The sequence below is a fragment of the Chloracidobacterium validum genome, assembly GCF_018304825.1.
GTDB lineage: Bacteria > Acidobacteriota > Blastocatellia > Chloracidobacteriales > Chloracidobacteriaceae > Chloracidobacterium > Chloracidobacterium validum.
Genome location: NZ_CP072649.1, coordinates 256,668 through 267,922, shown reverse-complemented (window position 1 = coordinate 267,922; position 11,255 = coordinate 256,668). Strand labels below are relative to the sequence as shown.

Sequence of the window (11,255 nt, the reverse complement as noted above, 5' to 3'; positions counted from 1 at the left end):
GTGGCGCTTCTGGTCTGGTGGCGCGGCGCGGGAGCGAAACTGGGTTTCTACGGCCTGAACGCACCGACCAGCGCCGCAATCGTTGTCGCGCGCTCGCGGCAATAGGCTCCCAGGCCGTCAATGATCTGCAAGGCCGCCTGCGGCTCGGTGTAGTTGATCGTCCCGATTTGGACGGCCGTTGCCCCGGCCAGGATAAACTCCAGAGCATCCATCCAGGTGGCAATCCCGCCCATGCCGATGCGTGGAATGCGCACGGCCTGCGACACCTCATACACCATCCGAACGGCCAGCGGACGAATGGCCGGCCCCGACAGTCCGCCGGTCATGAACCCCAGGCGTGGTCGGTGGGTATGGACATCAATTGCCAACCCGACGAAGGTGTTGATCAGCGACACGGCATCGGCACCGGCCTGTTCGACGGCGCGGGCGACCTCGACGATGCTGGGCGCATTGGGCGACAGCTTCACAATCACCGGCCGGCGCGCCAGGCGCTTGACCGCTTCCGTGACGCGCGCCGCCTGGACCGGATCGTTGCCGAACTGCGTCCCGCCTTCCTTGACGTTTGGGCAGGAAATGTTGAGTTCGTACGCGGCGACGCCTTCCGCATCATTGAGCGCGGCGACCACCTCCAAAAAATCTTCTACGGAGAAACCAAAGACATTGGCAATCACGTGGGTGTCATAGGCGCGCAGGTGGGGTAGCTTCTCCGCGACAAACGCGCGGACGCCGACATTTTGCAGGCCGATCGCGTTGAGCATCCCGGCCGGGGTCTCGACGATCCGCGGCGGTGGATTGCCTTTGAGCGGCGACGGTGACAAGCCCTTCGTGCAAAACCCACCCAACCGTGACAGGTCAAAAAATGGCAGGAACTCCAACCCATAGCCAAAGGTTCCACTGGCCGGTATGACCGGATTTTTGAAGGTCAGCCCGGCAATGGTTACGGCCAGGGGCGAGTCGCTCATGCGGGTCCAGCGTCCGACGTGGGGGGATTGACCATCAGCGCCGGCTGCCCGGTTGCGGCCAGGACGGATAGCCAGAGACTACTTTTTGGGGAGAGCTGTTTTTTGTGGCTCGTCACCAAGCGCATGGGCACGTGGACGAACAGCCCGTGCCAGTAACCGATTAGCAAATCGGTCTTTCCAGCCATGGCCGCATGCACGGCGTAGCGGGCAAAGCGGTCGCTCAACTGGGCGTCGTCACAGTTGGCGGGGACGCTCCGAATAAGGTAGCTCGGATCGATGTACTTGACGTTGGCTTCGATCTGGCGGTCGCGGAAGTAGGCGATGACGCGGTCGCGCAAATACACCCCAATGTCGTGGTGCTTGATGTTGCCAGAGGCATCACGCTCCACCGGTAAATTGCCAAACAGGTGTTGACCGGCGCCTTCTGCGACCACTACCACGGCGTGGCCGCGGTCACGCACGCGCTTTTCCAGATGTGCAAGAAAGCCGTTGGGCGGATCGAGGTCGAAGGGTAGCTCTGGAATGAAGGCAAAGTTGACTTCCTGACTGGCGGTGGTAGCACCGGCGGCGATGAAGCCGGCATTGCGCCCCATCAGCTTGACGATGACGATGCCGTTGGGCGCGCCCTTGGCCTCGGCATGCGCGCCGGCAATCACCTCGCGCGCCTTTTCAACGGCCGTGCCGTAGCCAAACGAGCGGAACACGTAAGGGATGTCGTTGTCTATCGTTTTCGGAATGCCCACGACGGCCATTGGCAAGCCCCGTGCGCGCGCGGCTTGCGACAGCGCATCCGCGCCCCGCTGGGTTCCGTCGCCACCGACGCAAAACAGCATATCAATGCGCCGCGCAGTGAGGGTGTCGAGCATGACCTCCACCGGCTGCGGACCACGCGACGAACCCAGGAACGTCCCCCCGTGCAGGTGAATGTTTTCCACCAGCTCATGGGTCATCGGAATGAATCCATCTCCGTGGGCTGGATTCAATCCCCGGTAGCCATACCGGATGCCGTAAACCTCCGGGACGCCGTAGTTGTACTTGAGCGTCAGGAAAACCGACCGGATGACGTTATTGATGCCCGGACACAACCCGCCACAGGTGACAATCGCGGCCCGGACGGTGGCCGGGTCGAAGAAGAGCCGCTCGCGTGGGCCAGCGCGCTCGAAAAACAAGTCATCTGGACGAGTATCCAGGTTTTCCAGTTCGACGTGAAAGCGCACCTTGGCAGCGTCCGACATGAAATCGCCGTGGTACTCACCCGATGCGGCGCCAAGCTGGAGTGGGGATGGAAAACGACACTCACCCAGCGAACAAATTGCAAGGTCTTCGGGGCTTGGCAGCATCATGACCTTCTCCGTGGCTTCTGGGAGGTTGTCTTGCGAGAGGCGGTTTTTGCCGAACGCGATGGCGTCTGGCGCACCCGCCGCACGCCGGTTGTTGGAGACCTGCGGGACGTAACGCCCGGCGTAGCAGCAGCTTTCTCGCTTCGCGTACCCGTTGCAGCCGAGTTCGATGCGCGGCGCGGCGTTGGTTCAGTGGACCGGACCGGTTTGCCAAGGGTTTTACCAATGGTGGCCGCCAGCCGGTCGCGTTGACGGGACTTGGCTTCTCCGGTCGGGCGCGGCTTACCGAGTTTGCGCGTCGTCACGCGGGGCGCGATCTTGCGCTTCGAGAAAAAGCGGCGCACCTCGGCTTCGGTCAACTCCCGCACCGCGCCAACCGGCAGACCGGCGTCCGTCAGATGCCCGATGGCCACGCGCCGCAGTTTGACGACGGAGTGCCCGATGGCGTCGAACATCCGTCGAATCTGGTTGTTTTTGCCCTCGTGCAGCACGAGTTCGTACCAGGTGTTGTCGTGATCCGTGTGGTTGATGGGCGTCAGGCGGGCAATTTGGTAAAACTCGCCGTCAATCGTCAGGCCACGGTGCAGACGCTCGAGCTGGTCAGGGCTTGGGCTTCCCTTGACCTTGACGTGATAGACCTTTGGGCAGTGGTCGCCGGCTTTGGTCACGAGGTTGGTCAGCGCGCCATCGTTGGTCAGAATAAGCAGGCCTTCCGTATTGAAATCGAGCCGCCCGACCGGATGCACCCGTGGCGCATCTTTCGGCAGCAGGCTGGTCACCAATGGACGCTGCTCAGGGTCGGACAGGCTGGACAAGTAGCCCTTTGGCTTATTGAGCAAGTAATACACCAGCTTCCGGCCGGCGAGTTGGGGGTTGATGAGCTTGCCTTTGACCTTGATGGCGTCGTGGTCGGGGTCGGCCTTGGCCCCCAACGTATCCACGACACGCCCGTTGACCGTCACCAACCCGCTCTGAATCCAGTTCTCGGATTCACGGCGCGACGCCAGCCCGGCCGCGGCGATAATTTTTTGCAACCGCTCGAGCATAATCTGTTACGAATCCGTTCCTCGAGGCCCGGCCTGCTCTCCCATGGGCAAGCTCCCAAGCCGTTCGGCGACATGGCGGGCGACGGCGTGAGATTCAAGCATCTCCTGCATCAAATCTTGTGGATGTTGGCGGATTTCCAGGCTATGCCGCTCGATTTCCCGGCGATACTGCCGGCGGAGCTGGGCGGCCGCCCAGCGGCGCTTGTCATCTTCGGTTTCCACCGAAACAGGCGGAATTTTCCGTGGCCGGCCCTGTTCGTCAACCGCCACCATCGTGAAATAGCACGTCATAACGTGCCGCGACGTGCGCTCACGAATGTTTTCCGCCTCGACACGGATGCCGATTTCCATCGACGTCGTTCCCGTGTAATTGACCGACGCCCGAAACGTCACCAGCTCTCCCACATGAACTGGCTCACGAAACATCACCTGGTCCACCGACACCGTGACGACGTAGCTTCCAGAGTAACGGGAGGCGCAGGCATAAGCCACTTGGTCGAGGAGCCGGAGCATCGCGCCGCCGTGAACGTGGCCCGAAAAGTTGGCCATGTCTGGCGACATCAACACCGTCATTAGTAATCTTTTCTCAGACATCGTTGTTTCCATGTGGAACCGTCCTGCGGCAGTGTCGGCACATTCCAGGCCCTGATGAGTGACGCTCCTCAGGAAGCCGGAGCGTCAAGTTCAGATAGGTCTTCTAGACTAGGTAACACACTCAAGTCCCTCAGCCCAAACTGCAAGAGAAACTCTTTCGATGTGCCGTACAGAATCGGACGCCCGACACACTCCTTACGCCCTTTGGGCGTGATGAGCTTTCGGTCAAGCAAGGTCTTGATCGCCGAAGAAGAACTCACGCCACGAATTTCGAGAATCTCAGGAACCGTCACCGGCTGTTTGTAGGCAATCACGGCCAAGGTTTCGAGCGCCGCCAACGACAACCGCGCAGATGGCCGTGAGCGATGGTAGCGGCGCACGTACTCGCTCAGTTCCGGGCGGGTCGCAATCTGCCACCCACCGGCAATTTCGCGTAACACCAGCCCACGGTTTGCATAGTCAGCCACCAACGCAGCCAATGCAACCTCGATAGCGTCAGGGCTTGCTTCAGGGAGCAGTTCGCCAAGCTGCTTGCGGGTCAGCGGCTCATCCGCGGTGTAGATCAAAGTTTCCAAAATCGCCTTCAAAGTTTCCAGGGTCATGGGACGCAAACCGTTTCCTCACTGGAGCCTATGGCTTCCAAATGAATATCGCCAAAGGTTTCAAGCTGGCTAAAGCGCGCGAACCCTTCGCGCAGCAGCTCCAGGATGGCCAGAAACAAGCAAACCATCTCCCGCTTGGTGCGGGCCGCCTCGAAAAGCCGTGCGGCGTTGAGGCGCGGGCATTCAGCGAGCAGCGCGCGCAATTCAGCCAGCTTACGGGCTTGCGTCACCGTATCCTGGGCGATAGCCAGCTCAAGCTGTTGCCGCCGGCGATCCAGAATCCGCTTGAAGGTTTCAAGCAAGTCAAAAACCGTAACATTGACTTCTTCGGCAGCCGCCTTGTCCAGGGACGGGCGCAGGTAAACGCCCTGCTCGATTTCGTAGCGAACCCAAAGTTCTTCAGCCGCAGCGCGATAACGTTGATGCTCCATAAGCTGGCGGACCAACGTTGCCCGCGGGTCTTCTCCCGGCGAGTCAGCCGCTGCCTCGGCCGTTGCGGGCAGCAGCATCCGCGACTTGATATGAATCAGGGTGGCAGCCATGACGAGGAACTCACCCGCAACGTCAAAATCCAACTCGCGGAGCGCCTGGATATAAGCCAGATATTCCGCCGTGATCCGCGCCATTGGAATGTCGGTAATGTCCAGCTCATGGCGCTTGATGAGATAGAGCAGTAAATCCAGCGGGCCTTCAAACACTTCAAGGCGGATGCGGTAGTCCCCAGGAACGGGCTCTGGACTCAGAGGCTCAGCCGGCGACCCAGCCGTTGATGGGTTGATCATCTCGCTCCTTCCAAGGCACTCATGCCAGCCAATTACGCTCAGTCCAGCCGCCAGCGAAGACCGCCAGTCAGATGCTCTCAGAGCAATGTAAACAGCAGCGCCAGGAATATGCGCATCAGCGGCAAGTAGATCATTGATAAAAGACCGGTGAATGCCGCGATGAGGATGATAAAAAAGCCATAGGGGCGCAGGCTCTCGTAGGCCTCCATCAACGGAACACTCACCACGCTCAAGATGCTGGACAAAATATGGCTCCCATCCAAGGGCGGGATTGGGATCATATTGAAAATTGCGAGGAGCAGGTTGATGATAATCATCATCCGCAGAAAAATTAACAGTGGTTCAGCCAGCCCGAAGAGCGCCTGGGGATCGGTTAGCTCCCGGCCGGTGAACAGGCTGAGCGCATCCGCCCGACCAACGCCGCCGCTCACAATCAGAAGCTTGATCACCACGGCCGCGCCAAGCGCAAGCAACAAGTTGCTCAGGGGTCCGGCTGCTGAAACGGCAATGTTGGCAATGACTTTATTCTTCCAGCGACTGGGGTTGACCTCAACGGGCTTCGCCCAGCCAAAGATGAAGCCGCCACCGAGCAGTCCAATGAGTGGAAACAGGATGGAGCCAATCGGGTCAATGTGCGCACGCGGATCGAGGGTAATGCGCCCCTGGTAGCGCCCGGTGTCATCCCCAAACCGTTCGGAAGTCCAGGCATGGGCAAACTCATGAACACAGAGCGAAAAAAGAAAAGCGACAAAGCCAAGAACGACGGTGCCAACGTGAATGTCTCGCATGTTGCCCCTCAGAAAACTTAGGCATCAGGCCCGATTGGGATCGTAGCCGACAACCCCAAGCGAAACACGATAAATCTCGTGATTGGAAGCCAGAATGACGGTGCCTTTGTCATCAAAGACCAGACCGACCAGCCGCATTCCGGCAATGAACAGCTCCGCCTCTTGCGCATCGGGCGTAATTTTGATCACGCCCCGCAGTCCATCGAGACTCGCGCAAACGTAAGCATTGCCAGCTTGATCAAAAGCCAAGCCCTGAGGGCGGCCGAGGCCAACGAACCACGGCTCAACCTTGCCCATCGGCGTAACCCGGTAAATGGCCTCACGGGTGCCGGCGGCCGTGGGCGCGGTGACATAAAGATTGCCATCCGGCGCAAACGCCAGGTGATAGGCCGCCATGCTCGGTTCCAATCGCGCGTGCGGCGTCACATCACCCAGGGGGGTTACGCGGTAAATCGTTCCCTGCCGGTCCCCAACAAACAGGTTGCCGCTCCGGTCAATGGCCAACCCAGTGGCAATGCCGAGGTTTTCAGCAAAGGGCACGACCTCACGAAACGGCGAAACCCGATACAGCGTCCCGTCATGGCGACTCGTAATGTAGAGCGTCCCCTCACGGTCAACCGTCATGCCGGTCGGATTCATGATGTTGTCAAGGAAGGGGGCGGCCTTGCCATCCGGGCCAATGCGCCAGACAGAAACTTCGACTTTCTTGCCCCGCGCGCCGGAAATGGTCGTGAAAATTGCTCCCGTTTCTGGATCGTAAGCGGGATTGGCGACGGGATGGAGATTTTCCGCGAGGCGTTCAGCCACAAAAAATGGCACGCGCGCACTCGTCTTTCCGGCGGATACCAGTTGCACGCCGGTGAATCGGTCACGTTCGGTGAGTTCATCCGGCACGGCAACGAGCAACCGGTCTGGCGACGCGCCCACGATGCGCCCTGGCGTCTCGCCAAACAACACATCGCACGCCGCGTAATCTGATGCGTCAAACCCCCGACATTCAATGATGATGAGACTACCCGGCACGCCCGCTTGCGGCCAGATGCGAAGAACTTCAGTCATGGTATGGTATTGATAATGGTGGATAAGTCCGCGTCATGACGGTGAGCGCTTTTCATCCGTCATCGAAAGCGATGGAAGCCGATCAAGCTCCTTCCGCGCATCCTTGACCAGATCACTTTCTGGGAAACGCTCGATCAACTCTGAAAAGTACCGTCGGGCTTCGGCGTCATTGGTGCGGGCTTCTTCCGACTTGAGCTGCGCGGCCTCCGCCTGGTTTTGTTTCAAAAGGCGCTTTGACTCATCCTCACACAGCCGGCGCTGACCAAGGTGGTACTTGCCAAGCAAGAACAGAATCCGGTCAAAGCGCGTGAACTGGGGATAGACTTCATAAATTTCCACCAACCGGTTGATCGAAGCCCGAAAGTTTTTCTGGCGAGCATAGAACTCCGCGACTTCGATATTCTTCCGGGCGCGTTTCTCCAGGAGCGGGTCGCGCGTCCCGAAACGGCGGGGGTCATCGGCTTCCGCTTGATCTTCGGACTGATCGCCAGCTTCATCGGGAACGACCGGATCAGAAGTCGCCTTGGGTTTCTGGGGCGATTGGCCGGCGCGGGCCATCGTCAGCGCCGACGCTTGCCCAGCACAGAGCGACAGCCAAGCACATAGCATGAGAACGGTACGCAACATCAACCAATTAGCTCCAACAATTAGCTCCAAACCTGCCCTACCGAGGCGGACTAGGTGAGCGTCGGCGAGAACCCGTCGGATGGACAGCCACCGCAAGCCTAAGCTGCGGGACACGCCTGACACCACCTGACTATACCAATGTCAGGGACGGGCGAAAACCTGGGATTGGCGATTTGGGGTGACGCGCCTGTGGTCGGTTAGGCGGTGGGGTCAGGCTTTGGGCAGGCGCGAGCCGGCGACTGGCGTCCGCCGGGCCGCGACGGGAACAGCCGGCAGGGCAATGGTGAAGCAGGTGCCTTGTCCCACCTGACTTTCAACCGAAATCGTGCCGCCGTGCGCTTCCGTGATGCGCTTGGCAATAGCCAGGCCTAACCCAACGCCCAGACTCTTCTTTTTGGAAGACTGAACTTGGCGGTAGGGATCAAAGATGTGGGGCAGATCGTCTTCAGGAATGCCCTCCCCGGTATCGGCGACGCGAATGACAACCAGCATCTGGTGTGGGTTTTCGGCGCTGACTTCGGCTCGACAACTCAGTGTCAGCGTGCCGCCAGATGGGGTGAATTTGATGGCATTCGACGTCAGGTTGGTCAGAACGCGCTGAAGCTTCGACCAATCACCAAGCACCGGAGGAACCACGTCGCAGTCCAGCATCACCTGGATTTGCTTGGCATGCGCGGTGGCTCGGACTTCTTCGACCAACCCGGTCAAGCAGGCGCGCAGGTCAAGTCGCCGACTTTCAAGCGTGATTTCCTGGCTTTCCGAGCGCGCGACATCGAGCATCTCATTGATGAGGGTGAGCATGGTCTCGGTGCTGTGGCCGGCGGCAGTCACCAGTTGGGTATAGGGACCGGCACTGATACTTGGGTCGTCGGCGAGCAGCTCCAAGGTTGCCTTGACGACACTCAACGGCGACTTCAGGTCGTGAACGAGCATGGCGGTGAATGCCGCCTTGACGCGGTCCAGCTCACGCAACCGATCATTGGCGTTACGCAACTCGGCATTGCGCGCGTCGAGTTGGGCCTGCGTCCGAATCAGACGGCTCTGAATAGCATCTCCCGACCCCGTGATCTTGACGGCTTGACGGAGCAGGGTTTCATACCGGTTGAGAAGCTTTGCGTAGTGCGCTTGCCACTCCTGCGCCGAGAGGTCTTCGCGCTGAACCACTTCTCGCGCGGCGGCGACCAGCTCACGCTCTTCAGCAAAGAGTTCAAGCGCATTGGCATGGTTTGAGTCTCGCGCCATGGTGATCTGGAGTGTACGTTGGCAAGGGTACGCCCGTGAGCAATGGGCTTGGTTTGAACTGGAGGCCGCAGATACTAAAGCGTTTACTAATACTAAAGCACTAATACTAAAGCGTCTTGGCAATGCGTGCCGTCAACACAAAGAAGGCTCGTCCATCAGCAATCAAACGCATGTCATAGTCCAGTGGGAAGTCTGCCTTGCGCGCGATGTCAATCAACCCCAGCCCAGCGCCTTTGCTTCCAGCTAGTGACTGGTCAGCTTTGAGCCGTTCATCGTAATACTGCTTGAGCTGGACGGCGTCTGAGTTATGGATGCGCTCACACTGCTCACGCAAATAGACCATTTGCTCCGGCGTGACAACGTTGCCGGCCGAAACCGAGTAGTCGTCCGCTGACTCAGAAACGACCACGACCCCAACCCCCACCGGTTGCGCCGCGCCATTGGTCCCAAAGGGAACGGTCTCGGTCTCGGCTGAGTAATGCAGGATGTTCTGGGTCATCTCGATGAAAATGGCGAAGACCTTTTTCACCTTACGGTCAAAGACCGACTTGTTTTTGAGTAGGGTACCAAGCTCGACGAGGACATCTTGAGAAATTGCGCCTTTGAAGGCCAGCCAAATTTTGCGCTGACTCATGTCCTGGTAGAGCCGGAATAAGTCTTCCGCCATCATTATGCCTCCAGAGTTAACACCAAACGGGTCATCCCCTCATCTCGCAGAAAAGATGGGCGCGAGTGAAACCCGGTTTCGTCCGGCTTCTTTCGCCGAGTAGAGGGCTTTATCCGCCGCTGCGACGAGATCAGTAACGACGTGCTGCTCCGAAACAACCACCGTTGCGGCCCCCACACTCACCGTCAAAACACCGTATGGTGAGGCCTCGTGGGGGATGCGCAAGCCGGCAATCGCCAGACGCACCTCCTCAGCAAACATCATCAACCAGTCCGTTTGGGCATCTGGTAAGACGATGGCGAACTCTTCTCCACCATAACGTGCCGCAAGGTCGCCTGCCCGTCGGATGCTCGCCAACAAGGTCTCTCCCACCTGTCTGAGGCACTCATCGCCGTACTGGTGTCCAGCCAGGTCATTGAGCCGCTTAAAGTAGTCAACATCCAGGATCACCAGTGAAAGCGGTGCTTGCTTGCGCAACGCGCGGCGCCATTCTTGATCGAGATATTCGTCAAAATGCCGCCGATTGGCCACGCCGGTCAAGGCATCCAGATAAGACAACCGATGCAGCGCTTGGTTGGCCTGCTCCAAATGGGTCTGCGCCAGTTCAAGCTGCGTGTTTCGTCGTTCGAGTTCTTCCTGCACACGCAGTAGCTTGCTCTGAAACACATCGCTGACGTGCGTTAGCTTGACAAGCTGCCGGACGGCGTGATGGTACTTCTGCGCTAAAAATCGGTAATGACTCCGCAAGACGTCGGGAGCGACGGTCGGGTCCTCGGCGATTCGCGCCGCCTCGGTTGCAATGGCTTCTTCATCCGCGTAAATCGCTTCGGCATTGCGCTTGCTTGTCGCTTCAGTTGCCACGAGCTTCAACCAGAACCGCGTGCGGTCATCTATTCACCCAAACCGTCACGGAAGGGGTTATCAATGCTTGATAAACTGGAAGGTGAGGCTCAAATCCTCAGCGAATTCTTCACCACTTTCCCGAATATCCTCGTCATCTTCACGATAGTGCCAATGCAGACTTACTTGTCGGCCACTCCGGTTAGCATCTTCAAGCCGTTCCAAAATGTTGAGGATGCACTTTGAGGAGCTGGTGTTGAAATATGACAACTTGAAATGAAACGTAATCGGTGTCGTCGTCCGCTGAATGAAATCATCCAACCACCGAAACACGGGCTGGTAAAACTGTAGTGAATGCTCAGGATAGGAATCTCCACTAATTTCAAGCACGCCAGTCGCCGCATCGAAATGCACCTTTGGCGTCACTTTGGTTGCCTCAACTATCAAGTTGTTCATTCCCACTAAACCCCTAAGGAACCTTTTAGGAAGCGTTGTTTTCTAGGGTGGACAAGAACGCAACGTGAACTATCCACGCGAGGAAAGCAATCACGACTAAACCTTACAGCAACTAACGCTTGACTAAACTTGGGTGGCCCTAGTTTGACATACTCAACGACTATACCACTCCCGGCCGGGGCTTCCAAGCCTGTTGTTTAGACGGCAACCCACGATTTCTCGCCGCTGGCAGGCCAGCTTCGGAACTTTC

At 58.5% G+C, this 11,255-nt stretch carries 13 protein-coding genes; all 13 read right to left on the bottom strand.

What is annotated here, in order from left to right; translation table 11 throughout:
- Positions 1 to 47 precede the first annotated feature (47 nt).
- Entirely contained in the window at positions 48 to 962 is a 915-nt protein-coding gene (locus tag J8C06_RS12275; RefSeq protein ID WP_211430442.1) for a dihydroorotate dehydrogenase, read from the bottom strand.
- Positions 959 to 2,305: an ATP-dependent 6-phosphofructokinase gene (locus J8C06_RS12270; protein ID WP_211430441.1), complete on the bottom strand. Its 1,347-nt coding sequence runs from the start codon at positions 2,303 to 2,305 to the stop codon at positions 959 to 961. Before J8C06_RS12270 ends, J8C06_RS12275 begins: the two co-directional genes overlap by 4 nt.
- Positions 2,302 to 3,348, bottom strand: coding sequence for a pseudouridine synthase (locus J8C06_RS12265; protein ID WP_211430440.1), 1,047 nt, complete (start codon positions 3,346 to 3,348; stop codon positions 2,302 to 2,304). Before J8C06_RS12265 ends, J8C06_RS12270 begins: the two co-directional genes overlap by 4 nt.
- Before the next feature lie 6 nt (positions 3,349 to 3,354).
- Entirely contained in the window at positions 3,355 to 3,942 is a 588-nt protein-coding gene (locus tag J8C06_RS12260; RefSeq protein ID WP_246602156.1) for an acyl-CoA thioesterase, read from the bottom strand.
- 68 nt (positions 3,943 to 4,010) lie between these two features.
- Positions 4,011 to 4,544 carry an SMC-Scp complex subunit ScpB gene (gene scpB, locus J8C06_RS12255; protein ID WP_211430439.1) on the bottom strand — a complete coding sequence of 178 codons (534 nt, stop codon included), beginning with the start codon at positions 4,542 to 4,544 and terminating at the stop codon, positions 4,011 to 4,013.
- Entirely contained in the window at positions 4,541 to 5,326 is a 786-nt protein-coding gene (locus J8C06_RS12250; protein WP_211430438.1) for a segregation and condensation protein A, read from the bottom strand. The genes scpB and J8C06_RS12250 overlap by 4 nt, the downstream gene beginning before the upstream one ends.
- Before the next feature lie 77 nt (positions 5,327 to 5,403).
- Complete coding sequence (locus J8C06_RS12245) at positions 5,404 to 6,114, bottom strand: site-2 protease family protein (RefSeq protein ID WP_211430437.1); 711 nt, start codon at positions 6,112 to 6,114, stop codon at positions 5,404 to 5,406.
- A 24-nt stretch (positions 6,115 to 6,138) separates the two neighbouring features.
- Positions 6,139 to 7,173, bottom strand: a complete 1,035-nt coding sequence (locus tag J8C06_RS12240) for an SMP-30/gluconolactonase/LRE family protein (protein ID WP_211430436.1) — start codon at positions 7,171 to 7,173, stop codon at positions 6,139 to 6,141.
- Positions 7,174 to 7,206: 33 nt separating this feature from the next.
- Positions 7,207 to 7,800 (bottom strand): outer membrane protein assembly factor BamD, encoded by a 594-nt coding sequence (locus J8C06_RS12235; RefSeq protein WP_211430435.1) that lies wholly within the window; start codon positions 7,798 to 7,800, stop codon positions 7,207 to 7,209.
- Positions 7,801 to 8,010: 210 nt separating this feature from the next.
- Positions 8,011 to 9,042, bottom strand: coding sequence for a sensor histidine kinase (locus tag J8C06_RS12230; protein ID WP_211430434.1), 1,032 nt, complete (start codon positions 9,040 to 9,042; stop codon positions 8,011 to 8,013).
- Between the two features lie 106 nt (positions 9,043 to 9,148).
- The gene (locus tag J8C06_RS12225; protein ID WP_211430433.1) at positions 9,149 to 9,712 is read right to left on the bottom strand and encodes a SiaB family protein kinase; all 564 of its coding nucleotides are present in this window, start codon (positions 9,710 to 9,712) and stop codon (positions 9,149 to 9,151) included.
- A gap of 36 nt (positions 9,713 to 9,748) precedes the next feature.
- Positions 9,749 to 10,570 (bottom strand): diguanylate cyclase, encoded by an 822-nt coding sequence (locus J8C06_RS12220; protein ID WP_211430432.1) that lies wholly within the window; start codon positions 10,568 to 10,570, stop codon positions 9,749 to 9,751.
- 60 nt (positions 10,571 to 10,630) lie between these two features.
- On the bottom strand, positions 10,631 to 11,005 hold the full coding sequence (locus J8C06_RS12215; RefSeq protein ID WP_211430431.1) for a DUF1987 domain-containing protein: 375 nt from the start codon (positions 11,003 to 11,005) through the stop codon (positions 10,631 to 10,633).
- Between the last annotated feature and the right edge of the window lie 250 nt (positions 11,006 to 11,255).

Coding starts and splice junctions, on each gene's coding strand:
- J8C06_RS12250 (WP_211430438.1), bottom strand. CDS start 5,326: ATGATCAACCCATCAACGGCTGGGTCGCCGGCTGAGCCTCTGAGTCCA.
- J8C06_RS12245 (WP_211430437.1), bottom strand. CDS start 6,114: ATGCGAGACATTCACGTTGGCACCGTCGTTCTTGGCTTTGTCGCTTTT.
- J8C06_RS12270 (WP_211430441.1), bottom strand. CDS start 2,305: ATGATGCTGCCAAGCCCCGAAGACCTTGCAATTTGTTCGCTGGGTGAG.
- J8C06_RS12235 (WP_211430435.1), bottom strand. CDS start 7,800: ATGTTGCGTACCGTTCTCATGCTATGTGCTTGGCTGTCGCTCTGTGCT.
- J8C06_RS12240 (WP_211430436.1), bottom strand. CDS start 7,173: ATGACTGAAGTTCTTCGCATCTGGCCGCAAGCGGGCGTGCCGGGTAGT.
- J8C06_RS12260 (WP_246602156.1), bottom strand. CDS start 3,942: ATGTCTGAGAAAAGATTACTAATGACGGTGTTGATGTCGCCAGACATG.
- J8C06_RS12275 (WP_211430442.1), bottom strand. CDS start 962: ATGAGCGACTCGCCCCTGGCCGTAACCATTGCCGGGCTGACCTTCAAA.
- scpB (WP_211430439.1), bottom strand. CDS start 4,544: ATGACCCTGGAAACTTTGAAGGCGATTTTGGAAACTTTGATCTACACC.
- J8C06_RS12215 (WP_211430431.1), bottom strand. CDS start 11,005: ATGAACAACTTGATAGTTGAGGCAACCAAAGTGACGCCAAAGGTGCAT.
- J8C06_RS12265 (WP_211430440.1), bottom strand. CDS start 3,348: ATGCTCGAGCGGTTGCAAAAAATTATCGCCGCGGCCGGGCTGGCGTCG.
- J8C06_RS12225 (WP_211430433.1), bottom strand. CDS start 9,712: ATGATGGCGGAAGACTTATTCCGGCTCTACCAGGACATGAGTCAGCGC.
- J8C06_RS12230 (WP_211430434.1), bottom strand. CDS start 9,042: ATGGCGCGAGACTCAAACCATGCCAATGCGCTTGAACTCTTTGCTGAA.